The sequence below is a fragment of the Bradyrhizobium sp. CCGB12 genome (assembly GCF_024199845.1).
GTDB lineage: Bacteria > Pseudomonadota > Alphaproteobacteria > Rhizobiales > Xanthobacteraceae > Bradyrhizobium.
Window position 1 is genome coordinate 147426 of record NZ_JANADO010000002.1, and the last position, 21336, is coordinate 168761.

16 protein-coding genes are annotated in these 21336 nt (G+C 59.2%); 5 read left to right on the forward strand and 11 right to left on the reverse strand.

What is annotated here, in order from left to right:
- Positions 1 to 380 precede the first annotated feature (380 nt).
- Both NLM27_RS41990 and NLM27_RS41995 read right to left on the reverse strand, forming a co-directional pair.
- A complete protein-coding gene (locus NLM27_RS41990) occupies positions 381 to 2288 on the reverse strand; it encodes a di-heme-cytochrome C peroxidase (RefSeq protein ID WP_254149205.1) in 1908 nt (635 codons plus the stop codon).
- Positions 2289 to 2364: 76 nt separating this feature from the next.
- The gene (locus NLM27_RS41995) at positions 2365 to 4275 is read right to left on the reverse strand and encodes a GH25 family lysozyme (protein ID WP_254149206.1); all 1911 of its coding nucleotides are present in this window, start codon (positions 4273 to 4275) and stop codon (positions 2365 to 2367) included.
- A gap of 135 nt (positions 4276 to 4410) precedes the next feature.
- On the opposite strand from NLM27_RS41995, the gene NLM27_RS42000 reads away from it, so the two are divergent.
- From NLM27_RS42000 to NLM27_RS42020, 5 genes are all read left to right on the forward strand, one after another.
- Positions 4411 to 5208 (forward strand): hypothetical protein, encoded by a 798-nt coding sequence (locus tag NLM27_RS42000; RefSeq protein WP_254149207.1) that lies wholly within the window; start codon positions 4411 to 4413, stop codon positions 5206 to 5208.
- A gap of 746 nt (positions 5209 to 5954) precedes the next feature.
- Positions 5955 to 7295: a hypothetical protein gene (locus NLM27_RS42005; RefSeq protein WP_254149208.1), complete on the forward strand. Its 1341-nt coding sequence runs from the start codon at positions 5955 to 5957 to the stop codon at positions 7293 to 7295.
- 119 nt (positions 7296 to 7414) lie between these two features.
- A complete protein-coding gene (locus NLM27_RS42010) occupies positions 7415 to 8290 on the forward strand; it encodes a trypsin-like serine protease (protein ID WP_254149209.1) in 876 nt (291 codons plus the stop codon).
- 10 nt (positions 8291 to 8300) lie between these two features.
- The gene (locus NLM27_RS42015) at positions 8301 to 10235 is read left to right on the forward strand and encodes a S8/S53 family peptidase (protein ID WP_254149210.1); all 1935 of its coding nucleotides are present in this window, start codon (positions 8301 to 8303) and stop codon (positions 10233 to 10235) included.
- 96 nt (positions 10236 to 10331) lie between these two features.
- Complete coding sequence (locus NLM27_RS42020) at positions 10332 to 11477, forward strand: serine protease (RefSeq protein ID WP_254149211.1); 1146 nt, start codon at positions 10332 to 10334, stop codon at positions 11475 to 11477.
- Positions 11478 to 12388: 911 nt separating this feature from the next.
- Here NLM27_RS42020 and NLM27_RS42025 read toward each other — a convergent pair.
- From NLM27_RS42025 to NLM27_RS42065, 9 genes are all read right to left on the reverse strand, one after another.
- The gene (locus tag NLM27_RS42025) at positions 12389 to 13093 is read right to left on the reverse strand and encodes an ABC transporter ATP-binding protein (RefSeq protein ID WP_254149427.1); all 705 of its coding nucleotides are present in this window, start codon (positions 13091 to 13093) and stop codon (positions 12389 to 12391) included.
- Positions 13094 to 13107: 14 nt separating this feature from the next.
- On the reverse strand, positions 13108 to 13863 hold the full coding sequence (locus NLM27_RS42030; RefSeq protein ID WP_254149212.1) for an ABC transporter ATP-binding protein: 756 nt from the start codon (positions 13861 to 13863) through the stop codon (positions 13108 to 13110).
- Entirely contained in the window at positions 13856 to 14893 is a 1038-nt protein-coding gene (locus NLM27_RS42035; RefSeq protein WP_254149213.1) for a branched-chain amino acid ABC transporter permease, read from the reverse strand. Before NLM27_RS42035 ends, NLM27_RS42030 begins: the two co-directional genes overlap by 8 nt.
- The gene (locus tag NLM27_RS42040) at positions 14893 to 15765 is read right to left on the reverse strand and encodes a branched-chain amino acid ABC transporter permease (protein WP_254149214.1); all 873 of its coding nucleotides are present in this window, start codon (positions 15763 to 15765) and stop codon (positions 14893 to 14895) included. The genes NLM27_RS42035 and NLM27_RS42040 overlap by 1 nt, the downstream gene beginning before the upstream one ends.
- A 63-nt stretch (positions 15766 to 15828) precedes the next feature.
- Entirely contained in the window at positions 15829 to 16959 is a 1131-nt protein-coding gene (locus NLM27_RS42045) for an ABC transporter substrate-binding protein (protein WP_254149215.1), read from the reverse strand.
- A gap of 41 nt (positions 16960 to 17000) precedes the next feature.
- Complete coding sequence (locus NLM27_RS42050; protein WP_254149216.1) at positions 17001 to 17606, reverse strand: SRPBCC family protein; 606 nt, start codon at positions 17604 to 17606, stop codon at positions 17001 to 17003.
- Positions 17603 to 18103, reverse strand: a complete 501-nt coding sequence (locus tag NLM27_RS42055) for a (2Fe-2S)-binding protein (RefSeq protein WP_254149217.1) — start codon at positions 18101 to 18103, stop codon at positions 17603 to 17605. Before NLM27_RS42055 ends, NLM27_RS42050 begins: the two co-directional genes overlap by 4 nt.
- Positions 18100 to 18930, reverse strand: coding sequence for a xanthine dehydrogenase family protein subunit M (locus tag NLM27_RS42060; RefSeq protein ID WP_254149218.1), 831 nt, complete (start codon positions 18928 to 18930; stop codon positions 18100 to 18102). Before NLM27_RS42060 ends, NLM27_RS42055 begins: the two co-directional genes overlap by 4 nt.
- Positions 18927 to 21290 (reverse strand): xanthine dehydrogenase family protein molybdopterin-binding subunit, encoded by a 2364-nt coding sequence (locus NLM27_RS42065; protein WP_254149219.1) that lies wholly within the window; start codon positions 21288 to 21290, stop codon positions 18927 to 18929. The genes NLM27_RS42060 and NLM27_RS42065 overlap by 4 nt, the downstream gene beginning before the upstream one ends.
- Positions 21291 to 21336: the final 46 nt, after the last annotated feature.

The window sequence follows — 21336 nt, forward strand, 5'->3', positions numbered from 1 at the left end:
GGATTGCCTAGGCTCCAACTCTTGAGAGAGGTGCAGGGGAAGTTCGCTTGGTGGCAGCTACATGCACATCGTACGATCGTGAATCGGGTTGAGCGGCCAGAAACCGATCACTTCAAATGCGGTGATTAGATCGCGCGAGCCGTACGCAAAATTCTTGAAGCTGCTTTGGCCTTCTATCAACCAACCGACCCAGTCGTATATCCCTCGCGTGCAGTGCGGCCAATGCCCTCGGCGGCCAGACTCAACAGTTGTCCGAGCCGGAAATGGCGCGATAATTTCATCTCATGCCCAGCGGCTGACTGCCTGCAGTCCTTTGGATTGCTGGCCAATGCTCAAAGAATAGCTTACGCGCCTTAAGTAGGGCTTTGAGTAACGGCGCATCAGAGCGTCTTGAGATATTCGACAAGTGCGCGGCGCTGCTCCTCGTTGAGGTCGCTGGCGCCGTACGAACTTCCTTCGTGTCCCGAGTTGTAGTTGCCCAGGATTGGCGCGCCGTCTGAGCTTCGTACGCGGAATTCCGACGTTGCCGGCCCCTGCACGGACAACACTCCCACCTTTGCGGCATCAAACTGGCGGTCGCCGACATGGAATGTTTCCGGCCGCTTTGGACCGGTTGATGGTGGGCTCGCTTCGCCCGGCAGCGGCGGAGATACGGTGCGAATCTCCGACGGCAACAGCAGATCATATAGCGTCGGCACCGACCCATTGTGCAGATAAGGAGCCGTTGCCCAGATGCCGTTGAGTGGTCGCGCCTTGTAAGCCAAAATCGAATTGTTGGCTTCCAAGCACTCCTTGGCGCGGGCCTTCTTGACCGGGTCGACCGTCCCCGGAAGGTAATCGCGTTGCGCCGCCGCCACGATCGTAGGTTTTTCCTCGCCACGGCCAAAAGTGTCGTCGATGATCTTGCCGACGAGTTCATCGGCCCGGCCGATGATCGAGGCGATCGAGACGTGCGCCAGCATCGAGCGAGTATGGTCGACCGGCTTGATCACGTCACCGGCATAGACGAACTGCTTCTTGCCTTCGAGCAAGCCCGCCTTCGACTTGTGCAAGTAAGTGTTGCAAGCGGTCCAGATGTCGGTGCCTGCTGCAGGCAGCGGCTGCATCTCGGCCTTGATCAGCTTCTTGGTGTCGGCCGAATCAAGCGGCAGATGACAGCCGGCGCATCTTGCGACAAACAGCCGCTCACCGACCGCCGCCTTTTCCCGGTCGATACTCCCAAGGATGTGTTCGGGCCACTTAGGCGAATGCAACCGGCTGAGTTGACGCTCGATATCAATCATCTGGCCTAACCTCAGGCTCGAAGCATAGCCCAGCTTGTCATTCTGGGTGACATCGATCTGTGCGAATACGCCAAGTACCTCCGCAGTGTTGCGCACCAGCGCGCCGATATCATGCTGACGGCCGAAAATCTCGAACTTGAACTTGTTTTCGGCGATCCCGTTCCACTGCACCTTGTCGTGCTGTGGAGCATTCCAGATAAACGGGTAACTGGCGGGTGCGTCCGAAGGAAAATCCGCTAGTTGATTATCAGCGCCGATCACCAGCGATATCTTGTTGAGGATGTGGCCTTGGGCATCCAGGCGACCATGGCCATAGCGCATGGCCGTGCCGTTCTTGCGCTGCAGTGCCGTCTTCCAGGCGATCTGTTCGTCGAGCTCAAGCTTGAGTTCGTTGCGGCGCTCGGTGGATGCTGCCGCGCCAAGCACGGTCGCGGCAAAGCGCGAGAATTTTTCCCCGTCGGTGGAGGTGGCCATCAGACTTTTCAGCAGATCTTCGTGAAAGCCCTGAAAATCTGCATGCGTCGGGGCGCCTTCAACGCGGAACCGGCGTCCCGCGAAGGTCAGTTCGTTGGTATGGCAAGCCGCGCAATTCAATCCGACCCACGGCAGCCGCAAGCTTGCTCGCGCGCAACCGACCTTGAAGATCGTGCACATAAGCTGCAGGTTTGCGCCCTCTTCTTTATCGACGGCGAAGCCAAGCGGAAGGCCATAAGGATTGTCCCGGGACGTTGAGTTGGTCAGGTAGCGGTATTTCTGCACGTTGGCATCGGACAGAAATTTTTGCGCGTCGCCCGCCTGCTCCAGCGCCAGCATCCAGGACAGCGGCAACAGACGGGAGCCTTGCGACACCGAATACCACCATGAGCGCTCGTAATCGCTCCAGCCCTGATTGAGACACTCAACCGGGCCGCTGCACGGTCCGCTCTGCGCTTGTGCCTGGATCATTCCGCACATGGAACCCAGGATTGCCATCAGCGTTGAAACAACACCGAATGAGATTTTCATGGTCGACTACCTCTTGAATACTTCCGGCGTCATCCCGGGATGGATGCGATGGAATAGATAGGGTGAGGGTGAGGATTCATCGCGGAGCGAAGCTGGCCGCAACGGGGTAGTTGTCCTCACTGACAGGCAAGAAGTTCATATCAACCGATTTGCGTACTGCCCGACCGCTGCAGGTCAGAAAATTGTTTTCCAGAAAGCCGGCTTCCGTGAACTGCCACAAATGTGAGGGGGAATACTTACCTGGAAACGGCGGATACGAGGCCCCCGCCGGCAACGGAGCCATTTTCCAGCTTGAGCTACCGTTCTGTCCTTGCCGCGCCCATGAACTATCGAACTTCGGTCCGGGCCCTGAGTAGCGCGAAGTCCAGACCGCTCGCTTGTTGTCCAACAGCACGTTCCCTTCGCCTTTAAGCACCGGATTCCACCACGCGGTGGGATTTGTGTAGATCATTACCGGCAGACCCGTCGCCTGCTCCACCCGATCTATCCATTTCTGTGCCATGACGGCGATCTCGGACGCTTTCATTTGGTACCACATGTCGCAGAAGTATTTGCCCTGATCATTCTTGGTACGCCGGTTATCAGGGCATGCCTGAAATTCAGGCGTGCCCGGCAAGATCCGCTTGTTGGACCACTCGATATCAAGCACCGGCGACAGCTGCGCCGGCTTTTGTCCGTTCACCGCACCGACCGCGCGGAGGAATGCATCTGCCTGCACATCCGGGTCGACAGCGGGGCGAAGGAAATGGTAGGCGCCGCGGAACAGGGCCTTAGCCTCGTGCTTAGCCTTCAAGTCGGACCAGAATTTCGCAAACGAGAGATCGACACCGGCCCCGTCGCTCGCCTTGCTGTAGACGAAGCGCACCCCGCTGTTGGACACCGCCTGCCAATCGGCGACACAGGAACAGGCAGGCTTCGAATACCCATCCTGCGTCTTGCAAGTCGCATCATCGTTGTCGATATCGAAGGTGTAATGCGACAGGTCGATTCCAAAGCTACCTTGAAATTTCGATGGCTCGCGGTTGGTGAGAATATAGGGCGGCGCGGCCACCTGCGGCGCGGCCACCTGCGGCGCGGCCGCGGCCTGTGGCTGGCGCGACTGCTCGTCCTCAACCCAGAAGCGCCGAAGATTCGCTGGGTCGATCTGGTCCTGACTTACATACGCACTTGCTACAGCCGCGGCGGCCGGGCTCGCCGACAGTCCCATGGGCAGATATTGCGGGTTCTGTGTCACCGGAGGAATCGTGGGCACGAAGATCGGCTTGACGGCATCGGCCGCGATCGCTTCCCAGCTAACCCTGGCGCCGCTCCGGACAATGTTCTGGTTGATCGCGCTGAGCAGCTGATTGGTGAAGAATCCACCGAGCGACGCACCCGCAGTCATATACCAGGAAAACTCGCCGGGGATCGCACCGGACATGATCAGCGAGCCCCTGTAATCCTTGAAGAGACGTAGCAAAGCTCCCTTTCGATCGACATCCGCAATCCTAGGGGCCGCCGCGATTACCGGAGCGGGCTCGGTTATCTTGTTGCAGGAATCGGCAGTCGCAATGACCAACCGAGGCTGCTTCGACTGAATCATATTGACAGCCTGCGAAAGGGTCAGTGTCGGATCGCGCGGGCCGCCGCAAAAGAATTCCGGGAATTGCGTTTGCGAACCGTCCCTGCGAAAGCCGTGGCCAGCATAGTAAAAGAACACGGCGTCATCAGGCGCGACGTTGAGGCCGTTGATCGAATCAATGATGGACTTGCAGCTGAAATTTGCGCCGTCAATCACCGTGCTTGCGACATTGAGTTCAGTCAGGGTTTTCAAGCTGCTGAGGAACGAGGCGATGTTGGTCTCATTCTCAGCCACCCCCGCCCCGATCGAACCGTCATTCGTGTCCGCCACCAGAACGGCATGAATTGTCTGCGCGATCGACCTGTCAGATGCTGCGAAAAGAGCGAGCCAAATACCGACGAGCAAGGTCGTAAAGGTTGTGCGCATCGATTTCCCCCATAGAACCAATAATGTGGTAGCTTCAAATTTGAGTAGTACTGCAATCGTTGGGCGGCCCTACGATTTCACTCTCACAGGTTTACCGTGGTTCGAGACACAGACGATGACGCATAAGACCAGTTTATGAGCAAGACGGGTTCAGCAGCAGGACGGGTTGCCAGTTTGGCGTGCGCGCTACTTGCGCTTTGCGGCAGCCCGAATTCGCACGCGCAGAGCCTGGCACCGGAATCATCGAAGCCGCTCATCGTTGCGGGCGTTGCCGTCTATCTTGAACGTGATCCTCCCTGCAAGCCCACCGCCACCGATACAATTACCGTGACTGCGTCGCCCTTCAAACCGCAAGTCAATCTTGGTGATCTCGTCACCGAACTTGCACGGAAAGCCGCCGCGGCCCACGCCAACACCGTTTATGCGATCAAACTCATCTCTTTCGTTCCGAACGAGGGTGCTATCGCAACTGCAACGATCTCCACCTGCCCGCAACCTGATGTGCCTTCCCGCGACAACCTGTCGATTTTCAATCCTCAACTCGTGGACGTCGTCAAGCGCGCAACGGACGCGCGTGCCTATCTGTTCGCCGGCGGCGTTCCAGACCGGCAGCGCTCAGTTCGGACATCGCTCCCGGAGCCACAGCGCTTTGGTGGCGCCGATGCGGTTGCAAAATTGCGCCAAATCATCTTTTCAAACGATACATACCTCAGATCCGTTTTGGGTACGAAGATCGAGAATACATGCCCGTTCGTTGCCAACTTCGGGTTCGAGTTTCGTGACGGCAATGGTTCGTCATGGTGGCTCGTATCTGAAACATGCAACAAGGCGACACTCGTTCCGCCTGATCAACCCTGGGCTGAGGCAAACACCCTCAACTTGACAATAGAATCCGTCGCGGCGCTCCGTCAGCTACTTTCGTCTCCGCGATAGACTTGCCTTCACGCGATGATGAGCATTTCGCCTGCATAAGGCGCGTGGAGATAAAATTTCCCGGAGATGCAAGTCCGCAATCAATGTTTCGACCCAGCGGGATCCTTACGATATATCACTCACTTCACTGCGCAACCATTTTGGGTTGTATCATCTTCTGCGCCCACAGGGCTGTCAACCACTCATTGCGCTGATTGGCGGCAACGATTGACGGCCGGCGCTTCACCCGCGAGCCTTGCATTTTCGGTAACAGGTGGTATCGCCCCTACATTGCTACCTGCGTCGAGCAGGCGCGTCAGGCGTTTATTGCGCATCGAATTGGCGGGCGTACCGGAGCCGTGCATGAAAACAGCTCGATGCCAATGTTTCACGGGGCCGGTACAAACCCGTCGAGATCGAGATTTACCGCAAACTCGCTGCCCTGCCCAGGATGTCCGAGAGGGCGGCTGCCCCCAATCGAGGCGGTTTGGGTTGCGGAAACCCGCGCAGCAGGCGCGCCCACAGACTTCTGCCAATCGTAATCTCGTTGAAGTTATAAAGCTTATGCTGGCGTCGTTCTTCCTTGCCGTTGATAGCAGACTGCAGCCGTCACTGGCGAGCGGTCAGCAAGTACCGTGGTATACATGTCCGACCGAGAGCAGGGCTCAAGTCGATGAATTGTGCAGGACGGCTAATCCATAAGAAAACTTGACTCAACTTCAACATATGAAGAAAAATACAATTATTGATTGAGGGGGGCTAACAGCATGACCCGCCACCATTCTTTCATCTGGCACGCGCGCGTACTTGCGATCATTCTGGGTACGATCGATGCGAGCTCCTTAGGTGCGCTGGCTCAGGCGCCGGATCCTAAGGACCAGAAGGGATACACATCCTTTGTCGCATCGCTTTCTTCTGTCACTGCTTCCGCATCCGACCTGCTACTACTTGAAAGGGGAGCGGGGCGCTTAGCTTTGATCCGCAAATCTGTTACTCAGCAGGTGCTTGCTGCATACACTTCCAGTTCATCAAGTAAGACAATTGACTTGGGACAGGCGCTTGAACTGTCGGGGGTCCTCTGCGGGATCCGCGCGAATTCCGTTGTCATCCTAGACAAATTCTCTCAACGCGATCAATCTGCGAGATTCGTTGTAGATCATCTCCAATCGGTTGCTCGGGCCAATTACCTCAGTTCGGTCGCAACCGAGATACAGTCCGTTAGTAAGAGTGCTGCTCCTGGGGATATCCTCTCTGCTTTACAGGCTCTCTTCGCTTCATACCAAATCAAGGCCAGCAACGCGACGCTACAACCGGGTGCTATAGACAAAATCAGAGCTCGGACGCTCCAGCGTTGCCAAGGCGATTTAAAGGAATTCGACAGGGCGTACTACGGGGCCGAGATAGCTGCCCAAGCAGCCGCGAGTGACTTGGTTCAGCCCGCTGCTGCGTCAGGCATTCCGAGTCTAAGCTTTTTGGGCCCGATCGGTGTGTTGATCGATACACTGCTCGGAATCATCACTCCTGTCGCGATCGAGGCCGCGACGATTGTCGATGAAAGCAAGCGTGAGCAAGCGATTAAAGACTTCTTGGCCGAACCGAAGAATCAAACGGCGATACGCAACACTGGCATTGAGCTCGCCAAAGCCGCCTCGGATTATACTTTTGCAAGAAGAATGGCGCTTGCCGGGTCGTTTGCAGAACAGTTAGCGGTTATTTCCGCAGTGAAAATCGATATCGGAAAAGTAGACGCTTGCGCTGATCCCGATAAGAAGGTCTTTAGCCGCTCTGAGACAGGCGGACCGAGCACGATCTTTCTGCGTTGCCATCACGCAGTTTGGAAGGAAGTGCAGGAGCAAATTGGCGCGGCATTGAAGACTGCGAGCGACTACGACGTCATCGCAGATGCTGGGGACACGTCGGCTGGGCTGAATAGTTTCAGGGAGATCACCGCTGATTTCGGGGCGATTATCGCTAGCCCGGCTAAAGCTGATGAGTTCTGGCAGCACGTTACGCAATTGGTCAGCTTTGCCGGCTCGGTAGCGACTGCGGTGTCGCAGGAGAACCGGGAAAAAATACGAAAGGCGATTGATGCCTTGGTAAAAGGCTGAGTGTCGCAAGTCCCAAATTTCTCGACTTTAATAGATTTTGAATAACGAGATTAAGCAGTCAACCTGGTCATCAGAGACTCGGACGCTTAGGTGGCTTTGATTTCTTAGGAGGACCCAGATTGGATGCCGGCGGTTTCAAGGATGCCGCAGTTCGATGCGTAATTGCGGGAACCATCGCTTTCATATTTCCCTCGGTTGTCGGTGCCGCGGAGCATGATCCGTTCGTCATCAACAAGGGACCCATACAGATGGGCTCCGTCGAAAAATTGAATCAGCCCGGCATTGGTCCTGAGTTGATCGGAGGGAAAGAAGCCAAATCGAGCGAATGGCCGGCTTCATTTTATTCGGCTCAAGCAGGAGCAAGGTGTACTGCGACCTTGATTGGTCCAACGGCTTTGCTGCTTGCTGCCCACTGTGTAGGCGACGGGCAACTAGCGGCTATTGAATTCCGCGAGAAGACGTTGTCGGGACCTTGCAAGCACGCCGAGGGCTATAAAGGAGGCGTGGGTGATCTAAGCGCGGACTACGCATTATGTCGCCTGACAGAGGCCGCTGACGGCATCAAGTATGAACGGCTAAATCAGGACCCGTCCAAGCTCGTGCAAGAAGCGAAGCTCCTTCTTACGGGGTTTGGTTGCACCACTCCACCTCCGCCAACAGGTGGGCCGCCTTCGGGAGGAAATGATGGAAAGTTTCGCATCGGACAGGCGCGTATCGCAAAGCTCCCCGGTGCCGATCCTGGAGAGCCAAATACGATAGTAACGCGAGATCAGGTGGTCGTTTGCCCCGGCGACAGTGGAGGCGGGGCCTACATCCAGCGAATCGACGGATCACGAGTTTTGGCCGCTGTTAACTCGCGTACCCTCTACAAGGAGGGCGCGTCACTCCTATCCAGCGTCACGTCGTCGGCTGCAGCTGCGTTTATTGCAGATTGGATGAAGAAAAATCCAGGTCAAACAATCTGCGGCATCAATCTTAGCGCTACGTGTAGGTGAGATATCGATCATGAATTTTCTCAAGCCGCTCGTAATTATTCTCGGACTTCAGAGCGCTGCTCAGGCCGATGAGTACATTTCGTTGCGGGGAACCCCAGGACTGTCAAACGCTACGATCGAATACATTGCGAAGAATTCTGAACCGAAAGTTGGATACATCAATATTGGTGAGCTGCCGGAACGATTCATCAAACAAGTGTGTGGGCACGTCACGAACACGTTCAGTTCGCTATTTTTCGGCGGCTACAACACGAAGCTCGTCCGCGAGCCTGCCCAAGTGCGAAGATCCGCAATCATTCCCGCCTGCGCGAAATGGCGAAGAGACGACTCCGGAGATGGCGTTGCCGTCAGCGTATTCGTTGGAGATACCTTGGACTCCATTCTTTTGAGAAAAATTGGCCGCAAAGCCAATCAAATACAGAAGTGCAGTCCCGATGATCCAGCTAGCCCGCGATGCGGCTTAACATATAGAGAGCTTGTTGAGAATCTCAACAAGGGCCTTGATCTGGCCAATCTCAAGCCAGGCTCGACCATCCGCCTTCCCTTTGTGACCGAAATCACGACTTTCCCTGTTAAACGCGGCAGCTCTCTCACCGCCTTAGAACACATCACAAAAATAAAAGAGCTCGCTGGATTTCCAGATCCGGACAGCCCGTTGATAGAGATCGAGGTACCGCCAGCCATTTCACTCATAAATCCAGTTGATGCAGACGCCCAGACATGTCCGGCGGCGTCTCCAGATGCTACCGGTTCTTGGCCGTACGATGATCTGGCAGTTGCCGCAGTTATCAAGCGCACGCTTTCGCTTGCCGAGCAGTCCTATCCTGCCACCCTTACAGTAATCGATACGGGACTTGATCCGTCATTTCCGCCTGGCTTGCTCCGTCGCAATGACTTCACAAACGCGAACAGCCCATACGGGATTGGGGTGTTTCGCCTGGACAACATTCGCCCCTATTCCGATCACACACCAAACGAGGTGCGCTTACATGGCACCGAGGTCGCTCGTATCGCCGCAGGTTTCCCTAAGCTTCAGAAGGCGTATCCGCAACTGTCGTCCCTGTTCAAGCTTAATGTCGTGAACGTCATGGAGCCGCCAGCGGGCGGCGGCGGAGGTTATGGCATAACGTCGGGCGGGCTGGTGAAGGCGGTCGAATGGTTCGTCACGCACGGCGATATTGTGAATTTGAGCATCGCATCCAAAGAGCAATTGCCAGGCATTTTGAACGCCATAAAGAGAAACGCTCAGTCGCTCGTTGTGAGCGCGGCAGGTAACGAGAGCGCTGAACTCAATTTTACGGATTGGTATCCGGCAAACTATGGAGGTCGTAACGAGGAGTCTGGAACCCAGTTTGTTACGGTAGCCGCAATAGATGCGACCCTCTCGCCAACCGGGTTCACGAACAAAGGTGGCAAGTATGTCGATCTTTTCGCGCCGGGCTGTGATGTGCCGTACGATCAGACGGCGTCGGGCGTGACGGGAACATCCTTTGCCGCTCCGCTGGTGAGTTTGACTGCCTCCCTGCTGCGATCGTTCGGCCTCAGGACACCCAAGGATATCAAACGTCGTCTGCAAGCCTCCGTGGACTACGACGGACGTTTGGAGGATCTTGCCGCGTGGTCTGGCCGCCTCAATATTTCGAAGGCACTCAGCCTGTATGATGACGTTCTGCAGTTGCAATCGCATCCCTTGGAGTTTGGGCAATGGACCGCTCCGTCCGACATATGTAAAGACACGGTGATCCTTCCCACGATAAGAAAAATCAACGTTAAAAACAAAGCTGGCGCGCTTCTTCTTCGGGTTCTGTGGTCAGACAGCCAAGAACAGCTTCAAGAGACCGAATGCGAGCCATCGAGCGACAAATTAGTGCTCGACGGGAGACCAGACCCGATCGCCTGGGGCGATTTGGTTGATTACGTGCCAAAGCTGTTTCGGAAGAACTGATAAACTCTCGCTTCGATCTGGTCATGATCGAGCGCAACGCACCATTTGATCGCGTTATCGCTAGTTGCGACGTGCAGAATTTATCTGGAGGAGCAAATGATGTTTCGTACAGGCATGACTTCGCTGCTTTTGTGGACGGTGACGGCGGCTGCTCATGCGCAGACCGGTCCTGTTGGTCCTGTGAGCACGTCAATTGAACAATCGGGAGGGAAAATATCTTACGCAACCGCGCGACCGAGGCCGCTACCGATTGCGCAGGGTTATACCGACGCCGATGCTCGCAAGGCTCTGCAGGGAAGTGACCCACAGGAACAACGGATACCAGGATTGCAGGCTGGGGCCATCGGTACCGGCAAACCATCGACACCGGGCCTTCGCTCTCCGGTTTCGAAAGCCCGGGAGAGCTTGCCTGAAGCTCCGGCACAGGTCGATTTCGGAACGTCTGGCCTTCCGTTCTCTACTGCTCGAGCCGATCTCAAGCCGAATGCCACGAACGACCAATACCCTTACAGCGCGGCCGGGAAGCTTTTCTTTAATGAATCTGGAGAGTCCTACATTTGCTCCGCCTCATTGATAAAGCCGGGACTTGTCATCACAGCGGCGCATTGCGTCGCAAAATTTGGAAGCAACCAATATTATTCCGATTGGGAGTTCCATCCGGGTTACCGCGACGGAATTTCCCCGTTCGGAAAATGGACCGTGAAGAAAGCATATGTTCTTAAGTCCTACCTGGATGGATCAGATTCATGCAAGGTGGCGGGAGTTGTTTGCAAGAATGACATTGCCGTCCTTGTCCTGGTTGCTCAGAGGAACTCGTATCCTGGCAAACGCACCGGCTGGTTTGCTTTCGCTTGGAATGGTGGAGGTTTTACCCCTCAGCGCATCACGCATCTAACACAGCTTGGCTATCCGGCCTGCCTCGACAATGCGGGTTACATGCAGCGAAATGACTCGCAAGGAGCGGTCGATTCAGCAAACTCGGACAACACGATTGTCGGGTCATTGATGTGTGGCGGTTCGAGTGGGGGGCCTTGGATAATGAACTTTGGCGTTCAACCGGCGTTGACAGGAACTCAATTCGGAAGTGCGCCCACCCCTAATACGATTATTGGCGTGACGAGCTGGGGATCGACCAACAATGCCGTCAAGTGGATGGGTGCTAGCCCATTCGTGGCCGAGAACGTAAAGAAGCTGGTTGATGCGGCTTGCAACGATTACGCACCGGCGTGCTTGGAAAATTAGCTTCCACTCTTTCGCAAAGATGGCGGCCTGCTTTCTATGCCTCGTCACGGCGAGAACCGAGGCTCTCGCCAAGCAAGCGAATCAACGCCCGGTGGCCACGGAGGATGTTTCTCGATCACCTGACCAGACAGAGCGACCTCGAAGTCGGCTTAACTATCGTAAGGCCCATCCTATCCCAATGCCAACGCTGGACTGTGAACCCGACAAAGCGCGGGCCAAATTGCCGAGCAACATCTGCCGCGAAGAACGTCCTGAGCGACAGCGGCGCTAACACAGGCAGCGCTCTCCCCCGTTCGTCCGGGCCAGGTGCTCGATCTTACGGAATGTACGGGCGCCTTTCCCGACGCGCTTCGACTTTCCGACTCTCGATCGGCCGAAAAAAGCCCGCCAAGAAGGTTGCCCGCCTCCTCAGCGGCACCCTTCCGCTGTCAAAAGTCCAAGGCGGCTTGGCCATCGCGCTTAGCTACCGGAACTGGCATGATTTCGAGCTTCCCCACGCCGCCGAACCGACTTCTCCGCTCGATCAGAAGCTGGAGCCCGATGACTTCCACCGGCGCAGCGTAGGTCTCGTGCAGAGGCTGGCAGCAGCCTTGAACGTGACGGACAGCGAGGCCAATACACCCTGCTCGCCTCCAGTCTCACCGGAGATCGGGCATATCACGGGAATCACACCGCGATCTGACTGCTATGCTGGCAAGCCAATGGCCCGGGTCCGGCACGGCGGGGACCGTCGTCAGCGCCTTCAGAGAGCAACGACGGCCAGTCCCGACTGATAAGGTTTCACCGAATACCTTATCAGTTGACCAACTGACTCCGCTTGCGACCAAACCTTATCAGTCTACGAACCGTCTCCACTTGTGCCACTAGGTTAGTGTGGCAACTGGTTCTGTTTTGTTAGATCCCCCACAGGATTAAGCGCCGAGATAAGCGCGCAGCAAATCTGGATTTCCAAGCATATCCGCGGCGCTGCCTTCTCCAACAACCCGGCCCGTCTCGAATACGTAGGCGCGGCTTGCGACGGAGAGGGCACTATGCACATTCTGCTCGACAATGAGGATTGTAATGCCCTGCTGGCACAGTTCGCGCAGCGCGCCGAGCACTTCCTGTGACATCAGCGGGCTCAGCCCGAGGCTTGGTTCATCGAGCAGGAGGAGTTTCGGCCCCGACATCAAGGCGCGGCCGATCGCCAGCATCTGCTGCTCGCCGCCCGACAGCAGGCCCGCGAGCTGAGACAGCCGTTCGCGCAGCCGCGGAAACCGCTGAAGTACACTCTCGAACCGCTGCTCGGCTAAAGCCCGATCCGGGCAACAATATGCGCCGAGGCTCAGGTTTTCGCGCACGCTCAGTTCGGGCCAGATATGCCTTTCCTCAGGCGACTGCGCGATGCCGTCACGAACGATCAGATCCGGTCGCCGCTTTGCGATCGAGCTTCCGCGATAGAGGATGTCGCCCGATGAGGGAGCGAGCAAGCCGGAAATCGCGCGCAGGGCCGTTGTCTTGCCGGCGCCATTGGCGCCGAGCAAGGCGACGATCTCACCCTCCCGGACCTGCAGATTGATCCCGTTGAGCGCGCGCAGCTTGCCGTAGCGGACCTCGAGATTACGCAGTTCGAGAATGTTGGTTTGGGCGCTCATGCGGCAGGTTTACCAAGGTAGGCGGTGACGACATCGGGATTAGTCCTCACCTCGAGCGGCGTCCCCACCGCGATCTTTCGGCCGAAATCCAGGACGACGATGTGATCCGATACGGCCATCACCAGCGCCATGTTGTGCTCGACGAGCAGCATGGCCTCGACATGGTCCTTCACCAGCCCCTTCAGGACATCACCAAGTCGATCCGCCTCATGGGTGTTCAAGCCTGCCGCGGGCTCGTCGAGGATCAGCAGCTTTGGACCGGCGCCGAGGGCGACGGCCACTTCGAGCAGGCGAAGTTCGCCACAGGACAGTGAGTCCGCGTCCGTGTTCATTCGCGCGCCGAGACCAACGGTCTCGATCAGGGCTGCCGCCTCATCACGAAGCTGACGCTCGCGCACGCCGCCGCCGGCGAAGAAGGTTCGCCACAGCGACCTCTCGCCATGACGGTAGCGGGCGGTCAGCACGTTGCCGAACACGGTGAGCCCGCGCAGGACGTTGGTCTTCTGGAATGTGCGAACGAGGCCCCGCTGGGCGGCGGCATAGGGTTGAAGCCCTGTGATGTCGTCGTCGCAGTAGCGCACGGTTCCGGCACTGGGCTTGAAGAACCCCGTCACGAGGTTGAGGCAAGTGGTCTTGCCGGCCCCGTTCGGACCGATCAGGCTCATGATCTCGCCCTTGCGGATGGAGAAGCTTACATCCGAAAGCGCCTTCAAACCCCCGAACTGCTTGGATAGTCCGCTCACTTCAAGCATCGGCGGCGCCTCCTCGGTTGAGGCCGGCCGGCTTGAGCGCCGGAGCAACGCGGTCCCGCTTCGCGCCACCTTCCGCAGGTCCCCTCGGCCTTCGCTCGTAGCTTTCATGCCGTCGGCCGATGAAGCCCATCAAGCCGCGTGGCAGGAAGATGACTACTCCGACGACGATGAGCCCGAAGATCGAGAAGCGGAGGTCCTTGAAGTCGCGCAAGAACTCTTCAAGAAAGACGACGAGCACCGCACCGATCACAGGGCCAGCCAGCGTGCCCTTTCCGCCCGCGAGCACCATGATGATCATGGTGATCATGAAGGAAAAGCCGAACACTTCGGGACCGACATAAGAGATATAGTGGGCGTAGAAGCCGCCGGCGAGGCCGCCCACCGCCGCCGCCAGCACGAAGGTGACCAAGCCCAGATAGAACGGCCAGATCCCGATCGACTGCGCGACGAACCGGTTCTCCCGCAACGCGACCGCCGCGCGCCCGATGTTCGAATAAACGAAACGATAGCTGATCAGGAGCGATATGGCGGCGAGCAACAGGCCGGCATAATAGAACCAGAGCTTCTGTTGCACGCCGGTTGCGCCGGCGATTGAAGCCGGCTTGGCAATTCCCGAGACGCCCATTGGCCCGTTGGTCAGGTCGATCCAGTTATTTGCAACCAGCCGAAGCACCTCCGCGAAGCAGAGCGTCACGATGACGAAGAAGGGTCCGCGCAGGCGCAGCGTCACCGCGCCGATGCCGAGGCCCGCGATTGCAGCCACGACGGCGGCAAGCGGGATCGTGGTGTAGATCGGTAGTCCGAGCCGTACCGATAGCAGCGCGGCACTGTAGGCTCCGATTCCGAAGAACGCGGTGTGGCCGAGCGGAAATTCTCCGACGTAACCGACGATCAGATTGAGGCTCGTTGCCAGCATCACTGAGAACATGATCATGATCCCGATGTGCAGGGCGTATTCATTAAAGGCCACGAGCGGTATCAGCGCGCCCAGCGCGACCGCAGCGAGGAGGAAATTGCGTTCGAACGTCATCACGCGCGCTCGGCTCTTCGGCTGAACAACCCGTATGGGCGTACCAGCAGGGTCACGATGACGAGCGCAAATCCGATGGCATCGACGTATCCGGTCGATACGTAGCCCCCCCAAAGCGCTTCGGTGAGGCCGAGGATCAGGCCGCCGGCCACCGCGCCGGCGAAGCTGCCCATGCCGCCGAGGATGACGACTACGAACGCCTTCAGACTGATAATGCCGCCAGTGCTCGCCTCCACGACGTAGATTGAGCCGAGCAACATCCCGGCCGCGCCGGCCAGCGTGGCGCCGAGCGCGAAGGTGAAACCATAGATGCGCGGGGTCCGGATGCCGACCAGCTGAGCCGCCATCGGATCCTGGAACGTGGCGCGCATAGCGCGGCCAAGCGTGGTCTTCTGGATCAGGAGATTGGCTGCGCCGATCAGCACCGCGCAGATCACAACGAGCACCAGCCGGGCCTGCGTGATGACTACGGGGCCAAGGAAGAGCGGCTTGCTCGCGAACGGCGAGGCAACCGTTACAGGCGTCGTGCCGACGATCAAAAGAGCCGTGTTCGCGATGAAGATCGACAGGCCGATCGTGAGCAGGATCGTGGGCTCCTCGCCCTGCCCGCGCACCCGCGCGACCAGGACTTGGTCGATGAGATAGCCGAGAATACCGAGCGCGATCACGACGACGACGAGCGCAAGAAAGTAGTTCCAGCCGAACACCACCGTTAGCGCCCAGCCGAACAGTCCGCCGATGACATAGAGTTCGCCATGCGCGAAGTTCACGACGCGCATCAGGCCGAATACCAGGGTCAGTCCCAATGCCGACAGGGCGTAGAACGCCCCCAGGACAAGGCCGTTGGCCACAAGCTGAAGAAGGAGGTCCATCGCGATCTACTGGTTCCCGAGATCAAGCGGCGGAGGCAGCCTGCACTGCCTCCGCCCTCGACATCACTTTTCTACCGTGTTGGATTCGACGACGACGGGAACGCCGTTCTCGAGCTGAACCAGCACCACCGTGAAGCCCGTGGCCTGGCCCTTCTCATCGAAATGGAAGTGCCCGTTCGGGCCTTCGTAGTCCGTCTTGAGCAGGGCTTCGCGGACCTTGCCGGAGTCGGTAGACTGCGCGCGTGCGATGGCATCGACGACGATGTTGAGCGTATTGTAGCCCGCGGCCGAATATTTGCCCGGCGCAACCTTGTACTGATCCTGATAGGCCTTCACGAAAGCCTCGTTCTTCGGCGTCTTCATCGTCGAGGCATAAGGCACGGCGGCATAGATGCCATTCGAGGCCGGGCCCGCGAGTTGCATGAAATCAGCCGTAGCCCAGGAGCCGACGCCGAACACCTTGGTTGAAAGACCAAGCTCCGCCTTCTGCTTGACAAAGGTCGAACCGTCCTGGGTCTCCACAGCCACGAACGCGCCGTCGGCGCCCGAGGCCTTCAGCTTGGTGAGCAGGGTGTAGTAGTCCGATGTACCGTGCTCGAAATATTCCTTCATCACGGTCGTAGCACCAAGCGCACTCATCTGCTTCTCGAACTCTTCGACACCGCCACGGCCGAAGTCGTCATTCACGCCGATGTAGGCCACCTTCTTCAGCTTGAGCTGATTGACAAGAATCTTGGCAAACGACTTGGCGAGCAGCGCGTCCGTTTCGGTGGCGCGGAAGAACCAGGTATTTCCCTTTTCGGTCAGGTTTGCAGCCGACGAGACGCCGGTCACCAGGGGCACCTTGGCGCTTTGCGCGACCGGCATGACGGCCGCCGTAGCCGAGCTGCAGAACGCGCCGATGAGCGCCACGACCTTGTCGCGCTGGGTCAGCTTCTCGGCCGCGTTGACTGTGTTCGCCGGCTTGCACTGGCCGTCCTCGATCACGAGCTCGACCTTCTTGCCGAGCACGCCGCCCTTGGCGTTGATTTCGCCGAGCGCCAGCTTGATGCCGTTGACGTCTGTCGTACCGTTGTAGGCGACCGACCCGGTCAGCGGCTGGATGACGCCGATCTTCACGGTGTCCTCGGCGTAGGCCAAGGCGGGGAGCAGCAGCGGGAGGAGACCAAGAACCAAGCTTTTTCGCAAATACATGTGAATTTCCTTGTGCGTTTACGGCTTAAGTCATTTCACGATCAGGCCGGGGACTTGCCGAACAATCCCCGGAAGAAGGAACGCAGCCGGTCGCGCAGAACGGCCCAGAGCAGACCTCCGGCATCGAGCGGCTGTTGCTTTGGCGGCGCGGACGCGGCCGGCGACGCCGCCGCCGTTTCGCCGGATCCCGGGGCCGCCGCCGTCAGCCTCGATTCGAAGTTGGCGATGAAGGCCGCAGTGATCCGGTTAGCGATTTCCTGGACGATCGGTCCCTTGCTGAACTGCGCCAGCGGGCCCGCAAGGTTGATATCGGAGACGATGTCGACCCGCGTCGTCGCGGGTGAGCTGCCGTCCGCAAGCGAATAGCTCATGCTTCCAGAGGCGCGCGAGCCAGATCCCGAATCCGCACCCTTGCCGGACACCACGCAGCTCCAGTTCTCGCGGTGGCTGTCGATGGCGATATCGCCGTTGAATGTCGCGGCCATCGGCCCAACCTTGACCGACATCTTTCCCTTGTAGCGGTTCTCGCCAAGCTCGCTCACGATCGATGCCCCTGGGAGACACTCGGCGACGAAGCGCACGTCGTTCAGCCTGTCCCAGACTTGCTCGCGCGGCTGCCTGATATCGAAGGACTTCTCAATCTTCACGAGGCGACCTCCTCACTGGCGGTCATTTTCTCTGCCCATTTGTCGGCGGCTGCCTTGATGGAGCGCACGATGCCCTGGTAGCCCGTGCACCGGCACAGATTGCCGCTCATAGCGACGCGGATCTGCTCTTCATCAAGACCTTTCTTTCGCTGCAACAGATCATGGCTGCTGATCAGCATCCCCGGCGTGCAGAACCCGCACTGCAGGCCGTGCTCCTCGTGGAAGGATTGCTTGAGGACGCCCATCAGCGGATCATCCTGCAGCCCTTCGAGGGTGCGCACCTCGCTTCCGTCCAGCGTGATGGCAAGCGCAATGCAGGCGCGCGCCGGCTCGCCGTTCAGCAGGATCGTGCACGCTCCGCAGACGCCATGCTCGCAGCCGAGATGGGTAGCGGTCAGGCGCATATCCTCGCGCAAGAGGTCGGCGAGGCTCTGTCTCGGCTCGACCAGCGCCTTGCGCTGCTTGCCATTGATAGTGAGTGTGATTTCGGTCTTCATGACAAGCCGGCTTTCCTGATCGCGCGCAGCGCGGCTGTGACGTGCAGTTTCAGCTTGGCGGGCGAGAAGGCACGGTCGCTCTCGGCGAGTTCCTGCCCGATGGCCGCCTGGAGCCGCTCTTCATTCGCTCCCTCGCCGATTTCGAGCGCGGTTTTCGTCAGGACAATTGGCGCTCCATTCACGGCACCAACGACGATGCGCGCCTTCCGCGCGTCAGGATCGAACAGCGCAATCGCCATCGAGTCGGCGTATTCGCCGGTCTTCCGGGTCACCTTATAGTGACCCCAACGCTCGGTCTTCGCACGACGCGGGATGACCACGCTTTCAAGCAGCTCGGCCTGGTCGAGCGCCGTCATGTACGGTCCGGTGACGAAGTCAGCGGCGGCGAGGCTGCGGCGGCCACGCGGGCCGACCAGCACCACTTGCCCATCGAGTGCAATCACGGTCGTGAGCCAATCCGCCGCAGGATCGGCCAAGGCGAGCGCGCCTCCGATCGTGCCGCGCGTGCGCACGGCCCGGTAGGCAATTTGCCCGCCGATGAAGCTCATTAGCCCATTGCTACCATCCGGGACGCGGCCGTCCTCGAAGGCGGCATGCGGAAGCAATGCACCATAGGCGATACGGCCAGCCTGCTCATCGACGCGTCGAAGCGTTTCGATACGGCCGAGATCGACCAGCTTCTGCACCGGCGCGAGGCGGAGGTTGAGCATGGGAACCAGCGACTGCCCCCCGGCCAGCGGTCGTGCGATCGTCTCGTCGTCGTTGAGTTGCGCGATCGCGTCCTCGATCGAGGTCGCGCGATGGTAAGCGAACGGAGCCGGCTTCATCGGCGGTCTCCCTTTGCTGCCACGATCCTCTCGAGAACGCGATCTGGCGTCGCCGGCGTTTCGTTGATCTCGACGCCCAGAGGACGCAGCGCATCGTTGATCGCGTTGACCACGACGGCCGGAGGCGCAATAGCACCGCCCTCGCCCATTCCCTTGATGCCGAATCGCGTGTGCGGTGACGGCGTCTCCATGTGCAGCACGCGAACGTCGGGCACCTCGGTGAAGCCCGGAATCGTGTAATCGAGGAACGTCGAGGCCAGTGGCTGCCCGTTCTCGTCGTAGGGGATTTCCTCGTAGAGCGCAGTGCCGAGCCCCTGCGCCACGCCGCCGACCACCTGGGCCTCGACGATCATCGGGTTCACCATGGTGCCACAGTCGTGACAAACTACGTAATCGAGAATCTCGACCTGCCCTGTCCCGGGATCGACGGCGACCGTGCAGGCATGCGTCGCATAGGAGAATGCGCCGGTGCTCCGTCCGGGCTGATAGACCGCATTCGCCTCGAGCGCGGGGTCTTCGCCGACCGGGAGCCGCTCTGGATGGAGAAACGCCGCCTGCGCGATATCCCGGAAGCCGACGCTCTGCTCGCCGAAATGGACCTTGCCGTCGGCCAGCCTCACCATCTCCTTCGGGGCCTGCAGCAGATGCGCACCTATGCGTGCGATCTTGTCCGCGAGGATGACGCAGGCCGCCGACACGGCGCCGCCCGACATGGTCATGCTGCGCGAGGCGAAGGTGCCCATGCCGTAAGGCGAGACCGAGCTGTCGCCATGGCGGACGATGACGTCGTCGACGGCAATGCCAAGCTCCTGATGCGCCACTTGCGCCAGTGTCGTCTCCAGGCCCTGTCCATGGTTCTGGATGCCGACGAAAAGGATGAGCTTGCCGTCGGGCGTGAAGCGCGCCAGCGCCGGCTCGTAGCCGAATACGACTGGCAGACCGCGCGCGACCCACTCGGCCGTGCCATGGGCTGACTGCTCGGTATAGCTCGCCATGCCGACGCCGATCAGGCGTCCGTCCGGCTCACCCCTTTGCTGTCGCTCGCGAACACCTTCCAGATCGATGGCCCGGCGCGCCTGCAACGCGCATTGCGGATAGTCGCCGCTGTCGTAGAGCTTGTGCGTGGCGGAGCTGTACGGCATCGCCTCCGGCGGCACCATGTTCTCCATGCGGACATCCATCGGCTCGCGATTGACCGCGCGAGCGACGGCATCCACCAGGGTTTCGATCGCGAAACAGGCGCCGCTTCGTCCGACCCCGCGATAGGGGCCGAGCGGCGACTTGTTCGTGGCGACACTGACGGCGCGCGCGTGATAGACGCGGATGTCATACGGCCCGGTCATGATGCCGGCCGACATCCCGGCCTCCATTCCGGCGGTCCACGGCCACACGGAATAGGCGCCGGCATCGACTACGACTTCCGCCTCTAACCCCAGGATGCGGCCCTTGCTGTCGGCGTAGGCCATCAGATCATAGCGGTGCTCGCGCGCGTGCGGCGAGGCGATCAGGTGCTCGCGACGGTCTTCGACCCAGCGCAGCGGGCGGTTGAGCTTCATGGACAGCGCCGCGATCGCGAGCTCTTCGGGCTGGAAATTGTTCTTCGGCCCGAAACCACCGCCGACGTCCGGGGCGATCACCCGCAGCTTGCTCTCCGAGATGCCGAGGCATTCGGCCATAATGGTGCGTATGACGTGGGGAAACTGCGTGGAACTATAGACGACGAGCTCATCGAGACGTCGGTCGTAGTGCGCAAGGACACCGCGACCCTCCATCGAAACGCCGGCGTGACGGCCCATCCGCAGGGTCTTGTGGACCTTCACAGCCGCGTTCTTGCGGACGTCGTCGAGGTCGCCGGTCTGGATCTTGCTCTCGACGTAGATGTTGTCGGACCAGTGCTCGTGGACGCGCGGCGCGTCAGGCTTGAGCGCAACGTCGATATCCCAGATGGCCGCGATTTCGTCGAAGTGGACGATGCAGGCGGCGGCGATATCCTCGGCCTCGGCCCGTGTTGGGGCAATGCAGATCGCGATCAGGTCGCCGACGAAGCGCGCCTTGTCACCCGTGAGGGGGTGATACTCCGACCGCTTGAATCCCTTCGCCGCACTGACGGCGACGATCGGTGCCGCAAAGGCGAGATCGGCGGCCACGAACACCTGGTCGCGATACTGCTCAGGAATCTCGATGGCGCGGATATGCGCATGCGCCACCGGACTGCGCAGGAACGCGACCTCCGCCATTCCGGGGACCTGCAAGTCGGCGAGGTATTCGCCCTTACCCTCGAGATAGCGGGCGTCCTCCTTGCGCCTGACCGACGCGCCGATCCCCTGCTCCCTGTTCTTAGCGATCTCTCCGGCTGTCAACGGCTCGCCTCTTGTGATTGGATATCGTATTTCGTATACGATCTAC

Coding starts and splice junctions, on each gene's coding strand:
- NLM27_RS42000 (WP_254149207.1), top strand. CDS start 4,411: ATGAGCAAGACGGGTTCAGCAGCAGGACGGGTTGCCAGTTTGGCGTGC.
- NLM27_RS42005 (WP_254149208.1), top strand. CDS start 5,955: ATGACCCGCCACCATTCTTTCATCTGGCACGCGCGCGTACTTGCGATC.
- NLM27_RS42015 (WP_254149210.1), top strand. CDS start 8,301: ATGAATTTTCTCAAGCCGCTCGTAATTATTCTCGGACTTCAGAGCGCT.
- NLM27_RS42060 (WP_254149218.1), bottom strand. CDS start 18,930: ATGAAGCCGGCTCCGTTCGCTTACCATCGCGCGACCTCGATCGAGGAC.
- NLM27_RS42040 (WP_254149214.1), bottom strand. CDS start 15,765: ATGGACCTCCTTCTTCAGCTTGTGGCCAACGGCCTTGTCCTGGGGGCG.
- NLM27_RS42035 (WP_254149213.1), bottom strand. CDS start 14,893: ATGACGTTCGAACGCAATTTCCTCCTCGCTGCGGTCGCGCTGGGCGCG.
- NLM27_RS42020 (WP_254149211.1), top strand. CDS start 10,332: ATGATGTTTCGTACAGGCATGACTTCGCTGCTTTTGTGGACGGTGACG.
- NLM27_RS42055 (WP_254149217.1), bottom strand. CDS start 18,103: ATGAAGACCGAAATCACACTCACTATCAATGGCAAGCAGCGCAAGGCG.
- NLM27_RS41990 (WP_254149205.1), bottom strand. CDS start 2,288: ATGAAAATCTCATTCGGTGTTGTTTCAACGCTGATGGCAATCCTGGGT.
- NLM27_RS41995 (WP_254149206.1), bottom strand. CDS start 4,275: ATGCGCACAACCTTTACGACCTTGCTCGTCGGTATTTGGCTCGCTCTT.
- NLM27_RS42045 (WP_254149215.1), bottom strand. CDS start 16,959: ATGTATTTGCGAAAAAGCTTGGTTCTTGGTCTCCTCCCGCTGCTGCTC.
- NLM27_RS42030 (WP_254149212.1), bottom strand. CDS start 13,863: ATGCTTGAAGTGAGCGGACTATCCAAGCAGTTCGGGGGTTTGAAGGCG.